Origin of the sequence: Deinococcus sp. Arct2-2, from assembly GCF_004801315.1 — a bacterium.
Lineage (GTDB): Bacteria > Deinococcota > Deinococci > Deinococcales > Deinococcaceae > Deinococcus.
Genome location: NZ_SSNW01000018.1, coordinates 14,431 through 32,676 on the forward strand (window position 1 = coordinate 14,431; position 18,246 = coordinate 32,676).

17 protein-coding genes are annotated in these 18,246 nt (G+C 62.3%); 10 read left to right on the forward strand and 7 right to left on the reverse strand.

The window, feature by feature from the left end; translation table 11 throughout:
• Positions 1-268 precede the first annotated feature (268 nt).
• From E7T06_RS21720 to E7T06_RS09690, 3 genes are read left to right on the forward strand one after another with little or no spacing between them, the layout of a single operon-like run.
• Positions 269-409 (forward strand): hypothetical protein, encoded by a 141-nt coding sequence (locus tag E7T06_RS21720; RefSeq protein WP_240740951.1) that lies wholly within the window; start codon positions 269-271, stop codon positions 407-409.
• Positions 406-1,227 carry an SDR family NAD(P)-dependent oxidoreductase gene (locus E7T06_RS09685; RefSeq protein WP_136365631.1) on the forward strand — a complete coding sequence of 274 codons (822 nt, stop codon included), beginning with the start codon at positions 406-408 and terminating at the stop codon, positions 1,225-1,227. Before E7T06_RS21720 ends, E7T06_RS09685 begins: the two co-directional genes overlap by 4 nt.
• Entirely contained in the window at positions 1,224-2,348 is a 1,125-nt protein-coding gene (locus E7T06_RS09690) for an FAD-dependent oxidoreductase (RefSeq protein ID WP_205750873.1), read from the forward strand. Before E7T06_RS09685 ends, E7T06_RS09690 begins: the two co-directional genes overlap by 4 nt.
• 713 nt (positions 2,349-3,061) lie before the next feature.
• Here the strand turns inward: E7T06_RS09690 and E7T06_RS09700 are convergent.
• Positions 3,062-4,336: an FAD-binding protein gene (locus E7T06_RS09700; protein ID WP_136365632.1), complete on the reverse strand. Its 1,275-nt coding sequence runs from the start codon at positions 4,334-4,336 to the stop codon at positions 3,062-3,064.
• Positions 4,337-4,639: 303 nt separating this feature from the next.
• Between E7T06_RS09700 and E7T06_RS09705 the strand changes: the two genes are divergently transcribed.
• The 6 genes from E7T06_RS09705 to E7T06_RS09730 all read left to right on the forward strand — a co-directional run bounded on the left by E7T06_RS09705 (position 4,640) and on the right by E7T06_RS09730 (position 9,409).
• The gene (locus E7T06_RS09705; RefSeq protein WP_136365633.1) at positions 4,640-4,894 is read left to right on the forward strand and encodes a hypothetical protein; all 255 of its coding nucleotides are present in this window, start codon (positions 4,640-4,642) and stop codon (positions 4,892-4,894) included.
• A 112-nt stretch (positions 4,895-5,006) separates the two neighbouring features.
• Positions 5,007-5,927, forward strand: coding sequence for an ABC transporter ATP-binding protein (locus E7T06_RS09710; protein WP_136365634.1), 921 nt, complete (start codon positions 5,007-5,009; stop codon positions 5,925-5,927).
• A 28-nt stretch (positions 5,928-5,955) separates the two neighbouring features.
• Positions 5,956-6,777: an ABC transporter permease gene (locus E7T06_RS09715; protein WP_136365635.1), complete on the forward strand. Its 822-nt coding sequence runs from the start codon at positions 5,956-5,958 to the stop codon at positions 6,775-6,777.
• 228 nt (positions 6,778-7,005) lie between these two features.
• The gene (locus E7T06_RS09720) at positions 7,006-7,659 is read left to right on the forward strand and encodes a DUF1349 domain-containing protein (RefSeq protein WP_240740946.1); all 654 of its coding nucleotides are present in this window, start codon (positions 7,006-7,008) and stop codon (positions 7,657-7,659) included.
• A 2-nt stretch (positions 7,660-7,661) separates the two neighbouring features.
• Complete coding sequence (locus tag E7T06_RS09725; RefSeq protein WP_136365636.1) at positions 7,662-8,810, forward strand: sensor histidine kinase; 1,149 nt, start codon at positions 7,662-7,664, stop codon at positions 8,808-8,810.
• Positions 8,807-9,409, forward strand: coding sequence for a response regulator transcription factor (locus E7T06_RS09730; RefSeq protein WP_136365637.1), 603 nt, complete (start codon positions 8,807-8,809; stop codon positions 9,407-9,409). Before E7T06_RS09725 ends, E7T06_RS09730 begins: the two co-directional genes overlap by 4 nt.
• Positions 9,410-9,690: 281 nt before the next feature.
• Here the strand turns inward: E7T06_RS09730 and E7T06_RS09735 are convergent, their stop codons facing one another.
• From E7T06_RS09735 to E7T06_RS09760, 6 genes are all read right to left on the reverse strand, one after another.
• Positions 9,691-10,251: a hypothetical protein gene (locus E7T06_RS09735; protein WP_240740947.1), complete on the reverse strand. Its 561-nt coding sequence runs from the start codon at positions 10,249-10,251 to the stop codon at positions 9,691-9,693.
• A gap of 367 nt (positions 10,252-10,618) precedes the next feature.
• Positions 10,619-11,236, reverse strand: coding sequence for a GAD-like domain-containing protein (locus E7T06_RS09740; protein ID WP_136365638.1), 618 nt, complete (start codon positions 11,234-11,236; stop codon positions 10,619-10,621).
• Positions 11,237-11,238: 2 nt separating this feature from the next.
• Complete coding sequence (locus E7T06_RS21725) at positions 11,239-14,307, reverse strand: DUF4157 domain-containing protein (protein WP_240740948.1); 3,069 nt, start codon at positions 14,305-14,307, stop codon at positions 11,239-11,241.
• A gap of 18 nt (positions 14,308-14,325) precedes the next feature.
• Positions 14,326-14,757: a hypothetical protein gene (locus E7T06_RS21730; protein ID WP_240740949.1), complete on the reverse strand. Its 432-nt coding sequence runs from the start codon at positions 14,755-14,757 to the stop codon at positions 14,326-14,328.
• Positions 14,758-15,139: 382 nt separating this feature from the next.
• Complete coding sequence (locus E7T06_RS09755; RefSeq protein ID WP_168733462.1) at positions 15,140-15,991, reverse strand: TIGR02452 family protein; 852 nt, start codon at positions 15,989-15,991, stop codon at positions 15,140-15,142.
• 354 nt (positions 15,992-16,345) lie between these two features.
• A complete protein-coding gene (locus tag E7T06_RS09760) occupies positions 16,346-16,717 on the reverse strand; it encodes a hypothetical protein (protein WP_136365640.1) in 372 nt (123 codons plus the stop codon).
• A gap of 234 nt (positions 16,718-16,951) precedes the next feature.
• Here E7T06_RS09760 and E7T06_RS09765 point away from each other — a divergent pair, with 234 nt between their 5' ends.
• On the forward strand, positions 16,952-17,686 hold the full coding sequence (locus E7T06_RS09765; protein WP_240740950.1) for a transposase: 735 nt from the start codon (positions 16,952-16,954) through the stop codon (positions 17,684-17,686).
• The last annotated feature ends 560 nt before the right edge of the window (positions 17,687-18,246 follow it).

Below are 18,246 nucleotides of genomic sequence, written 5' to 3' on the forward strand. Positions count from 1 at the left end.
GGGCCGCCCCGGATCCCCGCCGAGCTGACCTTGAGCCTCCTGCCAGGCCCGCAGGCGACCTACCAGGCGCTTGGGGGCGCTGCCCAGCGCCCCCCCCAATCCGCGTCCGGGAAGGAGACCGAATGGGCATCCGGCTCGAGGAGCCAGATGTGCCGGGAGGACAGGTGATCGGTGAAGCCACGCTGCACGGCGCTGTGCAGGTCACACCTGCTGGGCAGCGCATCCGAACGCTCGAGGCCGCATCGGTGGGTATCACGAGCCTGCCGTCATTCACCCAGAAGACCTGCCCCGGGCTGCCCAGTTGCGGCCCAATCAACTGGTTCGTTTTCGACCCCATCTGTCTGGCCCGCCTGAGAGTTGGCCGCGCCGCTGGTTCATGCCTGCATCAGGTTTAAGGAGCTCCCTATGACGAACCCTGTTTCTAACCGTTTTGACAACCGTGTGGTACTGGTGACGGGCGCTGCAGGCGGAATTGGCCGCGCTGTGGCCGAGCGGTTTGCCCGTCAAGGCGCCCAGGTGGCCGTGAATGACCTGAGTCGAGACGCGGTGCAAACCGTTGTCGACAGCATCACGGCGGCGGGTGGCCGCGCCTTGGCCGTGCCCGCTGATGTCTCAGACGCAGTGCAGGTGGACGCCATGTTCACACGCGTCGAAGCGGCTTTCGGTTACGTGGACGTGCTGTACAACAACGCCGGCCTGATCGACACCACGCGGCATTTTCTAGAGGCTGACGAGGGCTGGTGGGACCAAATCATCCAGGTGAACCTGAAAAGCGTGTTCCTGTGTTCGCACCGGGCCGCCCAGATGATGGCGCGGCGCCGCAGGGGCGTCATCATCAGCACCTCGTCTGGCGGCGCGACCCGCGCCCACCGTGGGAACGTTGCCTACGACGCCACGAAGGGCGGGATTGAAGCCATGACACGCGCCATGGCCCTGGACTTGGCGCCTTACGGCATCCGGGTCAACGGAGTGGTGCCGGGATTTATCAATACCTACGGCCTGACGGAGGAGCAACTCCGGGTGCGTGAGAAAACCGTGCCACTGGGGCGTTACGGCGTGGCAGAGGACATGACGGGGGCCGCGCTGTTTCTGGCGTCGGATGACGCGGCGTATGTGACCGGTCAGTTCGTTTCGGTGGACGGCGGCGTACTGGTGCAGCAGCGCTCCGCGAACGTCGATACCTTTCCTGTGGAGGGCTTTCCTGTGGTCGAGGCTGACCTCCCATGATGACCGGCATGGGCTGGGACGTGGCGGTGATCGGGGCAGGCATCGTTGGGGCGGCCTGCGCGTGGCGTCTGGCTGAGCGGGGGCTGAAGGTCGTGGTGCTGGAGCAGGGCAGTCCGGCGGGCGGATCAACCGGCAAGAGCGCCGCGGGTGTGCGCGCCCAGTTCACGTCGGAGACCAACATCCTCTTGTCGAAGCACAGCATTGAGGAGTATGCCAGCATGCCAGAGGCGGGGTACCACCCAGGCGGCTACCTGCTGCTGGTGCCTGAGGCGCAGTGGCCCAGCTCTCAACTGGGGGTGGAGCTTCAGCAGAGGTTGGGCGTGCCGACCGAGCGCCTGACGCCAACAGCAGCCCAGGTGCATGCCGAATTCCTGCCGGATGGGTTGGGAGGGTGCACGTATTGCGGCACAGATGGCCATGTGGACGCCCACGGGTTGACGATGGCGTACGTGAGCCGCGCCCGGGAGCTTGGCACACGCTTCTTGTTGGACACCAGGGTAACTGGCATCCAGCGGTTCGGTGAGATCTGGCGGTTGACGACGTCAGCGGGAATGGTGGAAGCTTCGCTGCTGGTCAATGCGAGTGGGGCTTGGGCGGGGGAGGTGGGCGCGTTGGCCGGTCTACAAATTCCGGTTCAGCCGGCCCGGCGGATGGTGTTCACCACGGGGCCGATCAAGTTGCCACGAGTACTGCCGATGATTTTTGACCTAGAGAGCGGTGTGTGGCTGCGCTCTGAGGGGGAACGGATTATCCTGGGCCGTGCGGATCCAGCGGACGTGGGCTGGCGAGAAGGCATGGAATGGGAGTGGTTGGAGCCCACGTTGGAAGCAGCCATGAAGCGCTTTCCTTGGCTGGGAACTGCTTCACTGGACCGGCGTGCCAGCTGGTGGGGGTATTACGAGGTGACCCCTGATCATCAGGCCATCGTGGGCCGGATGCCGGGAGGAGACGGGTGGCTGAATGCCTGCGGTTTCTCTGGACACGGGGTGATGCACGCGGCCGCTATCGCCCGCGTGATCGCGCAGGAAGCTGTGGGCGAGACGCCGTTTATCGATCTCTCGCCGCTCCGGTACGAACGGTTCAAACGGATGCCGCAGGGCCCGACCGATATTCAAGTCTGAAAACGTCTGTTCGCCTGTTCGGCACCTGACACTTCGAGGAATTGGCGTTCCAGTGGGCGAGCATGGTACACCGAGGAGCTGCAGGTAGCCAGAAGGCGTCCCCGCTCCACCGCACGGCCTCACTGAGCGCCATCTCACGGGTGCGCAGCTGACTTCTGATGAGTCGCCCCAGGTTGTCGGTCTGACGCTGATCTTCCACCCCGACCCGGGCTATCCACGCCAACGCGCTGCACAGCGATCCGGGTACCCTCAAGAGCCGGTCGGCAACCGTCATGTGCGTGGCGTCAAGGTTCCGCCCTCACCCGGCAGGGTCAACGGCAGCAGGATGCTGGTGTGCGCGGAATTCCACGCGCCATTTGTCAGGGGGTCGCCGGCTGTTGCCGCAGCCAGGCGAGGCTCTGCACCGCACTGCCGAAGGGCTCGCCCGTACAGTGGTCTTGCTCCAAGAGCAACCACTCGACTCCCGCGCCCTCGACCCGCGTAGCGGTTCAGATACGTCCCAGCCTGCTGGCTCCCTTGCCTCCACCCAGGCCACGTCAATCTCTGCCAGCACATTTGGTGCGCGGTCAAGCAGAGCGTCCAGCACTGATTGCCCGTTCACATGGTCACTCAGCTCATGGTCGTGATTGTGATACGCGACGCGGAGGCCGGCCTGCTTGGCCCTGATGGCCGCGTCTTGCAGGCGGTCGGCAAACCTCAACCAGTCCTCACCATCATTTGCAAGAGTTCCCGAACACATAAGCGTTCAAAAAGTCGTTACGGAACTTGCCTCCCGGATCCCACGTCGTCACCAGTCGCCGGAAGTCCGGCAGGCGCGGATAGAGGTGCTCCAACCGGGCAGGCGGCAGGGTAAAGACCTTCCCCCAGTGCGGACGTGGTCCGAACGGCGCGAGTTCTCTTTCGATCTCAGGCAGCAGGGCCCGCACGGCCCGCTCATCTGGGTGCCAGGTGAAGTGGACGCTCACGCTGTCCTGGTGGTAACACGGGCTGAGCCAGAGTTCGTCGGCAGAGATGGTTCGTACCTCCGAGATCAGGAGAACGGGGGCCAGCCGTTTTCCCAGCGCAGATAGGGCGTACAAGGCGGCGGGAGCGTGCGTACGGGGCAGGACGTATTCGCTCTGCACTTCCTGGCCGCTGCTGGGCGTATGGGCGGCGCGGAAATGGGGCAGGCGGTCAAACCAGGGCCCTGGGATGCCGAGCTGTTGATTGCAGGGCGCCGCCGAGAGATGGTGAATCGGGTGAAGGTGGCGCTGTGCCAGCGTCGCCCCGAACCATTCCGCATCAGGCTTGAACGTGTCTTGCGGGGAAACGCGGCGCTTGAGCCACACCTGTTGAACGTGGGGCTCACGCCAGTCGGTGAAGAGACTCACGCTCTCGGCGCTTCCGGTGATCTGATCAAAACGCTGGATGAGCTGCGTCAGAGGCAGATGTTCGTACACGTCCTGCCGCATCAGGTAGCTGGGCTCGACCTTCAATGTGAGGCTGGTCACCACTCCGAGGGCACCCAGCCCTACCACCATGCCCTCAAAGGACGCTCCCTCCTGCTCTCGCGAAACGGTGGTCACATGCCCACCCGCTGTGACGAGGCTCATCGCCGTCACAGCGGCGGCCAGGCCTGGCGAGCGGTTTCCGGAGCCGTGGGTGCCGGTCGCGCACGCGCCGGCCACAGAAAGGTGGGGCAGGGAGGCGAGGTTGTGCAGTGCCCAGCCGCGCTCGTCGAGATATCGGCACAGTTCCCCGTACCGCACGCCGCCCTCCACCGTGACCGTCTGTTGTCCTTCGTCAAGCGCGAGGACGCGGTTCAGGTGTTTGAGGGAGATGAGGTCTTCGGGTGTGTCCGCGATTCCGTTGAAGGAGTGGCGTGTCCCTAAGACCCGAACCTGTGCTGAGCGGCGCACCACATCTTGAACCTCCTCAACGGTATGGGGATGGTGCCACCGCGCGGCGCGGTAGGTGTAGTTGCCTCCCCAATTGGTTTGCTTGGTCATCTGCGCCGTACTCCCTTGGCAAGTCCTCATCTGGCCTGACTCCATGATGTGCGTTTTTGTATACACCGGGCTCGTACCGTCTGTGTGTTACCTGACCCCTCTGATCATCAGGTGGGAAGAACGTCGATTTCATCGGCCCTGGAACGTGTCCTAGAAGTAGAGTTGTACCATGACCCGGAGGGCGGCGGAACAGTGGGTGTTTGAGCAGTACCAGACCGCTGTCTCTCCAGTGGAGGATTGGCAGACCTAAACGGAGGGCTACTGTGTGCCCGCCCGCGCCCCAGCCGGCGGGAGGGCGCCCTCATGCCCACAGAGAAACTCCCCACCTCCCACCAAACCCATCCCCCTGACCTCGCTACCATTGACGCCCTGAAACGCGAAGGACTGCAGCCTGCACAGGGCCAAACCGTCGCCGTCCTCTTCAAGCGGCAAACCGGCGACCGCGAACACCTCAGCGGCCTCTACCGGCGAGCAGAAGATGAAAGAACCAACCTCAATCTGCCCGCAGGAGAGCTGGAAGGGCACTCAAACCCTTCGCGAGGAGTTTCAGGCGATTGAGGCCGTGACGCGTATAAGAGCTGAGGCAACAGCGCCGCATATGACACCTGTCATGTTGCCGCCCTGACGCAAGGCACTGGGAGCGGCCCGTCACACCGCGCACTCTGGGGGCATGACCCATTCAGCCTCTGCCGCTCCTCCGCCCGCCGTCGAACTGGTGGGCGTGAGTAAACGCTTCGGCTCCGTGGAGGCCCTGCGCGGCCTGACCCTGGGCATCCGGGCCGGAGAACTGACCGCGCTGCTCGGCCCCAACGGCGCGGGCAAAACCACTGCCATCAGCCTGATGCTGGGGCTGGCGCGGCCCACGGCGGGCGTGGTGCGGGTGCTGGGCGGCAACCCGGCAGCGGGGGGCGGACGCACCGTCACCGGGTCCATGCCGCAGGAAAGTGCCATCCCGCAGGCCCTCACGGTGCGTGAGGCGGTCACGCTGTTTGCCCGCCTCTATCCCGCACCCCTCAGCGTAGACACCGCGCTGGAATTGGCCGACCTGCACAGCGTCGCCACGCGGCGGGCCGGGGCGTTGAGCGGCGGACAGGCCCGGCGACTCGCTTTCGCGTTGGCAGTGGTGGGCAACCCGCAAGTGCTGTTTCTGGATGAACCGACCACCGGCATGGATGCCGGAAGCCGGCTCGCCTTCTGGCACGCTGTAGACGGCCTGAAACGGGAAGGCCGCACCATCTTGCTGACCACCCACTATCTGGAGGAAGCCGAGCGCACCGCCGACCGCGTGGTGGTCATGAACGCCGGAACCCTGCTGGCCGACGGCACCCCCGCCAGCCTGCGCTCCGGCGTGGCGGCGGGGCGGGTGCGTTTTTCTTCCAACCTCGTGCTGGCCGAGTTGCAGGCGCTGCCCGGAGTCGACAGCGCCGAGGTGGACGGAGCGGGCCGCGCCACCCTGCGGACCCGCGAACCCGAAGCCCTGTTGGTGACCCTGGTCCACGCAGGGGTGACCTTCCGGGAGCTGGAAGTCAGCCGGGCCAGCCTCGAAGACGCCTTCCTGAGCTTGACCGCACCCGACGCCCTGAAAGCCTGATTCCCTCATTGCCCCGGAGGTTGGACCCATGACGACGCCCAGCACGCCTGCCCCCACCCTGCCCCGCCTCGCCGTTTCCTCTGGCCGCCGTGCGCCGCTGCTGCCCGCGCTGGCGCAACTGGTGCTGGCCGAACTGCGGCGCATGGCCCGCAATCCCATGTTTGCCGTCGGTACGCTGGGCTTTCCGATCCTGTGGTTTGCCCTGTTCGGTCTGCCCAACGTGCGCGAAACCACCGATAGCGGCGTGAACGTGGGCCACTATCTGCTGGTCAGTTTCGGTACCTACGCGCTCCTGAGCCTCGCCCTGTTCTCGTTCGGGGCAGCGGTGGCCATAGAGCGCACGGGCGGTTGGTTGAGGCTGCTGCGGGCCTCGCCGCTGCCTGCGCCGCTGTATTTTGCCGCAAAGATTTTGGCTGCGCTGCTGTTCAGCGCTCTCAGTCTCACGCTGCTGTACTCCTTCGCGCACGTTGCAGGCGGCGTGACCCTGCCGCTGGGTCTGGCCCTCACGGTGCTGGGCAAGCTGCTCCTGGGCATGGTTCCGCTGATCGCCTTGGGCCTGTGCATCGGCTTTCTGGTCAATCCGGCGGCCGCCAGCGTGATGGCCAATGTGCTGAGCGTGCTGGTGTCGTTCGCATCGGGCCTGTTCGTGCCGCTGGACGGGTTGCCGGACGTGGTGCAGCGGGCCGCGCCGTACCTGCCGGGCTATCACCTCGCGCAGTTGGGCTGGAGCGCCGTGGCCCATGACACGTCTCACGACCTGACGCATTGGCTGTGGCTGGCGGGCTTTACGCTGGTCTTCGGCAGTGTGGCCGTGTGGGCCATGAAGCGAGATGAGGCGCGGGGGCAGTAAGCGGGGGCGGTGGGAACAGCGTTCTGAATGGCCTTTTGGCTCGTTTTTCCAGTGGTGTTCTGTTCTTGATCCTTGCCTAGGTTGCCAAGTCTTTGAAGGCTGGGCAACAAAACCCCCCTTAAGGGGAGGACAAGGGCTGGCTGCGAAGCCAACTGGGGGTTGCTCAGCCCAATCAGGATCAATACGTAAAAGGCAAAAACGCTCTGAAGAAAGGAGGATACTTTTCCTATGTTAGATGGACTTCCAGCCACCGACGTGCTCCAGACGCCTTGGTCAGGCATGAGCTGGCAGCACGCGCCGCCGCAGGCCCAAGTGACGGCAGACGGAGCGTTAGAGGTACGCACGGGCGACCAGACGGATTTTTGGCAGGCCACCCATTACGGGTTTACGCACAGCAACGGTCATGCCCTGCTGCAAGCAGCGCCCTCAGAATTTACGGCTTGTGTGCGCGTGCGCGGCGAATACCTGCAATTGTACGATCAGGCGGGCCTGATGGTGTGGGCCGACGATACCCACTGGCTCAAAGCAGGCGTGGAGTACGTGGAGCAGAACGGGCAGCAGCGGCAGCAATGGAGCGCCGTCCTGACCCGCGATTTTTCAGACTGGAGTGTGATGCCTGCCGAGGCCCACGCCGCCGTTTGGTTCCGGGTGATCCGGCGGGCCGACGCTGTGATCGTCCATGCCCGTCCAGACTCCACGGAATCTGCGCCTGCCCCCACCGCCTGGACATTGCTCAGACTGGCCTATTTTCCGCCGACTCTGCCAGTCCGGGTGGGCGTGATGGCCTGTAGCCCACAGCGGGCCGGATTTCAGGCGACCTTCGATCAGTTTACCCTCACCCCTTCCGATGCCCGTTCTCTCCACGAACTCACCCAACCCTGACTATGGCTACCCGCTCTCGCCGCCTCAACATCTGGGATTTTTTCCCGCTGATCTGGCTGGGGTTTCTGGTCTTCCCGCTGGGCAGCTTCTGGGAAGTGCCGCGCAGCCCGCTACAGGTGGCCCTGTTTCTGGCCCTGATCACCGGGTTCATCGTTCTGTATTTGCGGGTCTTCTGGCCCGGCCTCCGCAGCGCACAGGTGCAGCAATCCTGGGCAGTGGTAGGCTGGGCCTTGTCGCTGGCCAGCTATTTCGTGCTGCTTCCGGTGATCGGGGGAACGGCCACCACATTCCTGATCTACGGGGCCAGCATGATCGGATTTCAGGGGCGCACAGGCACCGCGTTCTGGCTGGCCTTCCTGAACATGACGGTGATGGTGTGGCCCTTCTGGACAGGCACGTACCGCCCCGACGACCTGTGGTGGCTGGCCCCCAACCTGCTGTTTACCCTGGTGGCGGCCTATGCCAACCACGCCAGTTATGCCCAGCGCGTCGCGGGTGCACGGCTGGCGCAGGTGCAGCGCGAAAACGAGCGCCTGGCCGCCGACGCCGAACGCGAACGGATTGCCCGCGACCTGCATGATCTACTGGGCCACACCCTCAGCGTGATCGTGCTGAAAAGCGAGTTGGCCGCCCGCCTGACAGAGCGCGATCCGTCCCGCGCCGCACAGGAAATCCGCGAAGTGGAGCGCATCAGCAGAGACGCCCTGACCGAGGTGAGGGCCGCCGTGCAGGGCTACCGGGGCAGCGGCCTGAATGCCGAACTGGCCCGTGCCAAGGTGGCGCTGGACGCGGCGGGCGTGCGCCTGACCGTGACCGAGGCTCTACCGGAATTGCCCGCCCGCACTGAAGCCAGCGCGGCCATGCTGCTGCGCGAGGCGGTGACGAATGTAGTGCGCCACGCCCGCGCCCACGAGGTCAGGATTACGCTGACGCCCACGCCACGCGGTCACCGACTGGTCATCAAAGATGACGGCATCGGCGGCCAGACGCCCGAAGGCAGCGGCCTGACCGGGATGCGTGAGCGGTTGAGGGCGCTGGGCGGCAGCCTGACCCGCGACGGCACAGCGGGCACGACCCTGACCGCCGACCTGCCCGGCCCCGAAGCGGACGAGTCTGCACGCGACCTTCTGCCAGACGGACTGCGCCTGTGATCCGCGTCTTGCTGGCCGAAGATCAGTCGATGGTGCTGGGGGCGCTGTCCGCCCTGCTGTCTCTGGAAGACGATCTCAGCGTGGTGGGCACGGCCACCGACGGCGAGGCGGCGCTGGAACTGGTTCGCACCCTGTTGCCCGATGTCCTCGTGACCGATATAGAAATGCCGCGCTTGAGCGGGCTGGATCTGGCTGCCCGTGTGCGCGAAGACTACCCCGCCGTGCGCGTGATCATCGTGACGACCTTTGCCCGCAGCGGCTACCTCCGCCGGGCACTGGACGCCGGGGCACGCGGGTATTTGCTCAAGGACGCGCCCGCCACCCAGCTTGCACAGGCCATCCGCCAGGTGCAGGGCGGGGGCCGCGCCATTGCCCCCGCCCTGGCAGAACGCGCGTGGGACGACCCTGACCCCCTGACCGAGCGAGAACGGCAAGTGCTGCGCGAAGCCGAGAGCGGCACCTCGACCGCCGCCATCGCTGCCGGCCTCGGCCTGTCCGAAGGCACGGTCAGAAACTACCTGTCGGAAGCGATCAGCAAGCTGGGAGCTGCCAACCGCGCCGAGGCAGCAAAGCGGGCGCGGGAGAAGGGCTGGTTATGAGGACTTAACCTAGCGAGGGCATCCGATGCCGCCCTTCAGAATGAGAAAACAATGAGTCGGGGGGCAGTGCGAAAGGGAAGCTTTCTCAACGAGAGGAAAACAGTGATGGACACGGCCTTTTCCTGTTGCACAAGCCTGTTGCCTTTATCCTGATTCACTCCACAGGTTTTTGCACTGCCATTCAGTGTCCACAGCCTCACTTACGCCATGAGCATTGGCCCTCACTGCTCTGAATTCAGGGTGAGCTGTCCTCAAGTTGTCCCACTGTTGGGCCTGCTGAGTTAAGACTTGGAGTCGCAAGAGCCGGGCCAAGCCCGAATCAGGGCTTCGGCTTTCTCCAGCGTTGGCTGCTCGCCCTTGTCCCGGATGGCGCGTCCTGCCTCGAGGCCATACTCAAAGCTGGTTGCGGTCATGACGTAAGCTCCAAAGGCTGCCGCACGCGCATACTGCACATCAAAGTCGGCTTCCTCGTTCCCGGTCTCGGGCTGGGTCATCAGTTGCCGTAAAGCAGCGTTTGGATAGGGCGCGACCTTGCCCAAGGTACTCGCGGCGGCGCTGAAACGTCCTCCCAAGACACCGTAGAGTTCTGGATGCCCCACGATGTACTCCAGATACTCCAACGCAGTTTCCGGCTCTTTGGCTTGGGGAGCGTACTGGATAGCGTAGTTGATCCAGAAGCCATCCGATGCTTCGTTGAAGGCGTACACCACGTCGCGGAACAACGTGTCCAGTTCAGTGTTCGGCTCATCAAGGCATACCTCCAGTGCGGTGATCAATGCTGGAGAGGCATCCTCAAAGGGCGTCCAGCGCTCACAGGCCGTCCTGAGTTCTTGAACGTTCATCCGCCATCCAAAATATCGGACAAGAGGCGCAGCGGTGCCGTGGCCTGCATCAAAGCCGTCTCAATGGCGGTGTTAGCCGCGACGTTCCCACCCTTCGAAAACTTGGCGAGGGAGGCCATGCTCTGCTTCACCACATCCAGTTCCAGCTGGCCTTACTCCCAGAGCCGCTGTAGAGAGGGTGAAGCAGTCCCAGCCTTGACCGAGGGGATGTGGCCACGCAACGCTCCGTAGGATGCAGCGCTAAAGGCCCGAAACATCTTGAAGCCGCACTCTGAGCCCCTGCTTCTCAATCCCATCGTCCCTGTAAGGTCAGGAACGGCAGCAACACGGCCGCGTCAAATCATCCGCTCTGCCCACTCCATGCTCTCTAGGGTGCCGACTCCGTTGGAAGCCCCAGAGGATTCCAGCCTTCACGCACAGCTGAGGTGGCGATATCGGCAACCATCAACAGGTATTCGCGCAGCGGAACAATTTTTGTTTCTTTGAGACTGCCGTTCCCACCGAGAGCCAACACCGGAACATACCCGTACATCTGATCGGCTTTGAGGGGGCCGAGTTTTTTCAGTGCCCGGAGGTGCTCCCGGTGTGTTTGGCTGCCTTCCCGAATCAAGGTGCCGGAGATCATCGGCTCAAGGAGTTCCCACTCGCCAAAATGCATGGCACGGGCAATTTGAGGGTGGATCAGGTAGAGCTGCTCTTGAAGCACCGCATACAAATCTCCATAGGAGGTGCGAGCGAACACCAAAAATTCACGCTGAGGGCCAAAAAATGCGCGGATGATCTCTTTGAAGTCGTCTGGATTCGTGAACCACAGTTCGCCCTGTCCATGGGACGTGAGCCCATGGTTCTCCCAGATCGCCAGCAGCACGGCGGGCAGGCTGTGCTGATAGGTCTGGAGGGTGGCAGGTAAAACATCTTCGTAAGGGTCGCAGCCAAATTCTTCCGTCAAGATCTCAAAGTGCAGCAGGTCAATGGGTTGCTTCATCTTCACCTCAATACCAAGTGCACATTCACATAGCTGGTGGCCCGGTCAGCGTTGGGAACGGCATCACATGCCGCTTTCAACTGCACAATTTTTCCGCCCGAGTTCCATTGTGTTCCCAAAAAGCTGTTGACGTCGCTGTTTCCGAGACCTTGAATGTCTAAGAGATAATCTCCACCAGCAATTTTATCGGGCATGTGAAGCGCGGCTTGGGTGGCGATGAAGGTGGCAACGCGGGTTTTGGCGTCTTGTCGGGCTTGCAAGGCGGCTTGGCGAGCGGACTGTCCTTCGGCCAGATATTGCCGCGTCAAGCGGGCCGTCAGCTGGAGTTCCAGCCGCGCTCCCTCTGCTTCCCGGTAGCGGGTGCGGGCGCTGGCATCCGAGGTTTGAACGTTTTGACGAGTTGACCTCGCTGCTCCTGGATAGAAAGGATAGCGGCGCAGCCATTCGGCAACCGTCATCCGTTTGAGGGCGTTTTCCTGTTCAGCGAGTTGCAGGGCCAGTTCCTGTTGGTCATAGCGGCGAGTGGCACCCCGGCTGGTCGGTACCCGGTTGAACGTCAGCGTGACGGGACTCATGGTGTGCGTGCCGCCCGCATGAGCGTTGATTTCATCGAGCAATTTCTGTGCATGACGGGCTACCCGCGCCGTGATGTTGCTGGCACGCATACCCATTTCGATTTTGGCTTCCCGCTCAGCCACAGGCAAGGTGGTCGTGGCGGTCAGCAGGGCCTGCTTTTCCAGCTTCACTTGCCCCAAGCCATAGGCCAAATGCGGCTGAATGGATTTATTAAAGACTTGGCGCGGATCCGCCCCCAGACTGGCGCGAGCTTGTTGAGCGAAGAACAGCAGTTGTTCACTGGCTTCTTTGGGCGTCGAAGCGATCATCAACTTCACGTTGTTGGGTTTGATCTCTGCCCAAACGCTGTGCTGTTCCCCACCGCCCCGGAACGACTTGCGGCCAAAAAGACCGGTAACCAAGGCCCGGGTCCGTGCGGCCACGGTCTGCGCACTGGTTGCCACCGTTCGCCCGGCGCTCCGGGCTGCTCCAGTTGTCTTGACGACCAAGGCTTTGATGCGGGCCACCACCTTATCCAGTACCCGGTCCAGCTTGCCCCGCACTTTATTGATGACGGCCTTGATCTTAGCCCCCAGATTGCCGAGGCCCAGCAGTTTGCCCAAGAAGCCCAGCGCCACCGGAATGCTGCGGGCCAGGGTGCTTTCGATGCCCGTGATCGCTGCGCCGATGTTGCCCGCCGCAATCGCACTGACGCTGGCGAGGGCACTGGTCACCACGCCCATGAGCTGTTGCCCTTGCTGCACGAGGAACTGCACACTGCGGAACGCCCCGATCAGGGCGTTCACAAAGCCGCCGCCGGGAATGAGCATCGTCGCCACTTTGGTGATGCCTGCCATGACCACGCTTTTGGTCACTTCTGTCTTCAGATTGCTGGCGACTTCGCTGCTGATGCTGCTCTGATTGGCCTTGATCTCAGACGCCTTATGCAGGCCACCCTTCAGGGTTTTCAAGGTGTCCAGCGTGCCTTCAGCCTGGCGCACTTGTTTTTCGCCATTCGGCCCGAGGCTTTTGACCAAGCGGCCCCGCATGGCCTGATACGTCAAGCCCATGACACTCAGGGCCGTCAGGAACACGCCTTGCAGATCCAACTTGGCGGGGAAGGCAATGCCACTGGCCCCGGTGAGCCATTGCCCTAAGCCGTTCTGCAGGTGCTTGGGGGCGTTTTGGGCAAAGCGGCTGAAGCCCCCTTTCAAAGCCCCCAGCAAATGACCGGCAAACTTGGCTGGGTTTTTCAGGACTTGCAGGATCAGGTCACCACTGCCCCGCAACTTGGCGATGACCTGTTGCCCCACTGGGGCTAAGCCTGCTGTCAGAGCGGTCAACCCAATCTCAGCGATCTTGTGGGCACTGCCGACGATCAACGCCTTCAGGCCACTGATGCGGCGGGTGATGGCGGTCTTGGCGGCTCCCAGATCCGCCTTGCTGATGGCCTTGCCGACTTCCCCCAGTGCGCCACCCAAATCCAGTTTGCCGAGCTCGGCTTTGAACCACGCCCATGCCTTGGGAATCGCCCCAGTCTCTTTCAGGGCTTTGAGGACGTCTTTCAGTGGCCCCGGCACCCAGCCTGCGAGGGCATCGAGAATGGCATGAGGATTGGCCGCCATCGTTTTACCGGTGACCAAATCTTTGCCAAAAGCCATGGTGAGTTCCCGGTAGCCGGGAATCGCGGTCAGGGCAGAGGCGAGACCGGATTTGGCCTGATCGGCCACCCACGTCAACGGATTGCCAAAGCGTTGCACGGCTTGGGGTTGGAGATCCGTCAAGGGCTTAAGGGAGAGGGCTTGGGCGGCTCCTGTTTGAACCCGTGTCAGGGCAGAAGCATGGGTGTAGATGCCCGGCGCATGGGGAGTGGGGGCCTGTTTGACGGGGAGCGTCGCCAACTTCTTGCCCATCCGCCGGGCTTCGCTCTCCAAGCCTGCATCGGGATCAACGCCCGCCTTGACATTGCCCTTACTCTGCTGCACCGTGTGGGTGGCTTCGTGCGCGAGGAGTTCAAGACCACTCTGGGTATTGGGATTGAACTGGCCGCTACGAAAGTAGATGTCAGTCCCGGTGGTAAAGGCTAAGGCATTGACCTTCTTTGCCAACAGATCCGCTTCGGCGTCGTCATGAATGCGCACTCGGCTCAGGTCGTGGTTCAGGCCTTGTTTAAGGTGGCGCAGGATCGCAGCGGGCAATGGATTGCCGCTCCCACGCCGCGCTTGAATCCGTTGCAGGACAGGCTGCAACGCTTCAGCTTCTAGTTCCGCTTTCTTGCGTTGCAAGGTCTGCTGAGTCAGTGCCACTTGATCCTGAGCATCTTGCTCGGCTTGCCTCTGGAGAGCGGTCTCCACTGCTCGTTGCAAGGCGGGCCGTTCGCCTGCAGGAATCAGCGCCATCACGGCGCGGGCCACCTGCCCACTGGCGGGATGTCGCTGTAGAGCCACCAGATGCTCAGCGTAGTGGGCTTGACGCACTGCTGGAGGCTGACGGTCTTGCCGGTACCCCTGCTGCAAGACCTGCGCCACCTGCCGTTACAGGGCCGTAAACTGCCCCGCTTGATGCACGTCCATCAAGCGGCTTTCGGCTTGCTCAGCCTGAAACCGCATCACCGTCACCCACTCGGCAGGCGATTGCGGTTTCAGGGGTGGGGAAGCAGGAGTGTGTTGCCGTTGTAAGGCAGCAGATAACGTCGCAGGAAGCAGGGGAGGCAACACATCAAGTTGGCGTTGTACCGCGGCCTGCTCGGTGGCCAATCGCTGGACTTCGCGCTGTTCGTATTGGCTGGCCTGCAAGACCGGCTGTGTTGCACGGCGTTGCGCCGAAACGGGCCGGAAGGTGTGGGCCGTCAAGGCCCGCTGAACCGCCTCTGTCGGGTTTGGAAGTGGCTCAACCGGAGCCGGGACAACCCACTGGGGCAAGACCGTTTGCGATGTTGCCCCCTTGCGCTTGACCGACTCGTACATGGGTTCAGTCTACTGCCCGTCGTGACCACCGGGGCGCAAGAGACTGACGGCTTGTCCTTCTGCCCAAGCGAGGAATTGCCGGACACCTCGCTTATAGGCGGCAATGGTATGCGGACGGGTGAGCACGCCCGAGCCGCCAGCATGACTGAGATAAGCCGTGGTCAATGAGACGAGAGCGGCCGCATTTTTTTCCCCGGCCGCTTGAACGGCGCGTCGCCTGAGTTCATCGTCATGAAGGCTCGTCCATTCTCGGCTCAAGGCCAGGAGGTCTCCTCGAAACAGCTCAAGAGTAGTCCCCATCTCCATTTCGACTTCTTCAGGCCTAAAACACCTTAGAGCAGAAAAACATGAGGCTGTACCTGGGTAAAATACGAGACACCTTTTATCCAAGACTCTCGCGGGCTGGGCCACCGTACGCCACCACGGCTTCGAGGAAGGTTGTGAGGTTATCCGGCCCTTCAGCTCGCGGTTCGGGAATAGCGAAGGTTACTTCTGCGAACGTGCTGTCGTCATTCTTCAGATGGTCGCCCAGCGCAAAGAGCATGGCCGGAGCCACCACGGCCGGGTCATTGGCGAACACGCCGCATCCCCACGCGCCCAGAATCAAGTGATCCGTACCGAGCTCCTCCGCGGCCCGCAGTACTAGGCGGGTGCGAACACGGATGCGTTCTCCCGCTTCACACTGCCGTGCCGGGTCTCCTGGAAACTCACGCAGGTTCGGTGCCGCACAGCTGATGATGTTCGCCCGCCTCGGCGAGATCGGCTGGCCATGCTCATCGAGGAAGAATAAAACGCCAGGAGAGAGTACGGCGGCGTCCGCACCCATGATCCCTGCTGCGCGTCCTGCTTCATAAAAAGGGCGCGCAGCGTCACACGACAACGACGAAAAAAGCGTCGACGTTCGGCACAGGTCCTCTTCCTGCGCGAGACTGCCGGTCAGGAAACCCCCACCGACCCGCGTGCCGGAAGCGAAGTTCAGGACCGTCACACGCGCGCCAGCAGGTGCCCGGTGGACCGCCTGGGTGCTCGTCGCGCCCATCACGGACACCTTCGGCCAGGGACGTTCGGGACCGCATCTCACAGGTGGAAGGCTCTGCAAGACGCGCGTGCCGCTGACCAACGCGTCCAGCTCCAGAGAAACGGTCTGGTCACCGAGGGTGTACTGCGCAGCGTCCAGAAGCGCCAATACGTCCTGCGTGCGCTTCTGGCGTTGAGCGCGGCTGCTGTGCGTCATCTCTCTCCTTTCAGGGCAATGGGCTGGCCTCTGGGCGGGAGCAACTGACGTCATCCGTGCCTGCCGGCTTTCCACACTGTGCCTCCTACAATTTCAGCACAACCAGAACTTCAAATGCGCCTCTCCCCAGATCTCCCTGACCGTCGTCATTGGTGATGGCGCCTATGTCAATGTGGATGTCGTGATCTATGACGATGTTCCCTTGGTCTTGAAGTAGGCATAGATGTTTAGGAGTCTCGAGCAGAGAGATGCAGGGCCGTCTCTGGCCTCACTGGCCTTAGGCCAAAGAAGAAGGCGACCCGGAGGCCGCCTGTGATGTTGAGAGCCCTGGGGGGTCACCCCCAGAATTTGAGCTTAGGGTCGGGTTCCAGTGGGGTCCTTGGAAGGGGCGTTCGTGATGGTGCAGGCCACCTTCACTTGGCCCACGTAGCAGAACTCGGGTGGGGTGAAGCGGGCGGTTACTGTTTGGGTGGGGTCCTTGGAAGGGGCGCCCGTGAGGGTACAAGCGACCTTCATTTTGCCGACATAGCAGAACTCGGGTGGGGTGAAGCGGGCGGCTTGTTCGCGTGCGCTGTTGAGTCTTGGCAGGATCAACGGAGCCGCGCTGGGTTGATTTTGGGCGATAGCCGCCGGGGCACCCGTGGTGCTGGGTGTGGTGGCTGCGGAAGCGGAGAAGGACAGGGCGACACTTGCAGCGAGGGTGGCGATCAGCATTTTGGTGGTCATGGTGTTCTCCTTGGGTGGTCAGTGGGAGGGAGGTTTTCGTTCCCCTGGGCGCTTGCCCTCTGCCTGAGAGAACAGTAGGAAAGTGACCGTGATCAACCCGTGATCGGGCATGAATCGGAGGGCACTGAACATCAGCCGGCCAGCTCACGCGGATACCCCTCCTTGCTTTTTTCTTCTCTAAAACCTCGGGTGCTAGGGGTTGCGAACGGGACATGAATAAGCGGAAGCTCCGGTATGCCTACCAAAGAACTTCCGCTGGATCAGGAGAGCGTCGAAGACCTGTTCACGCTCATCTACGTGTACGTAGATGATGATCTCCAAGCCGCTGCATGCAGCGGCTTAGTTGTGCTCCCCCACGAACCGAATCAGAAGGGCAGTTACGGCGAACTGATGACGATTGCGCTGGTGGGCGAATTGCTTGGCGAAGTGTCAGGGCAGAAGTGGTTGGCTCAGGTGCGTTCGACGTACCGGGCACTGTTTCCGTGCTTACCAGATCGAACCCGGTATCTCCGGATTCAGGCCAATCTCGAGACCATCTACGCTGATCTTGCCTTGAGACTGCCCCACTTCGACGACGACACCGTGTATGTGATTGACAGCACACCGTTGGTGCTGTGCACAGGGACGCGCTATGCGCGACCCCGAGCGATCACCGAGGCGGGCAGTGGACGCGGTGGGCACGGAGGCTACAGTGTGAAAGGACGGTTCTATGGCTTCAAGCTGCATGTCATCATTGACGATCATGGCATGATCGTCCGCTTTGCCCTCGCTGCTGGAAATGAAAGTGATCCGCCGCTCGCTCGCACCGTATTGGACGAAGGCGAGGGAGCATTGGTACTCGGTGATCGGGGCTACCAAGGCTGTGGCGTCTACGCGCAACCCAAGAGCAACATGAAGCAACCGCGCCCCTGGTGGGGCGTTACGGAGGGGCCTCAGAAAGACGATAGAAACGGTCTTTTCTCGTCTTGATCGCTCATTTCACCTGATGCTTCCACAGCTCAATTCTTTTCGGTCCATTCGCGCCCATGTGTGCCGCAAGATTGCTGCCCACAATCTAGCCTTGTTCTTTGGCGGCCTTTGATCCCCTAGCACCCGAGGTCTAAAGGGATTTAGACCAGAGAAACCTTAGAGGATGGTCGCTGAAGATTTGGGCACTAAGCTTTAGGGATGTCCGAGTCTTCTCCCTTTCCTGCTCGAGCTTTAGCACTTGCTAAGCAACTTGCGCGTCCAGTGACCTTCCTTCAGTTTGATGGGGAAGAGGATCCCATTGCTGTCTGGCAAGGCGCACCAAGTGTGCCTCTGCCTGAGCATCTCGTTGTGACAGACGAAGAGCAAATTGATGATGGCGACTTCCTCACGCATTGGCTGAGTGTGGATGCCAGAAAGCTGCCACAGGCCCTCCCCGGGTGTGTCAGCGTGTACCTCAATCCAGGGGGGAATCAAGCCCTCGCCCTGTATGACGCTGAAGCAGTTCTGCACGAGGATGAAGGGCACGCACTCTACGGGCAGACGAGTCAGCAAATGCCACA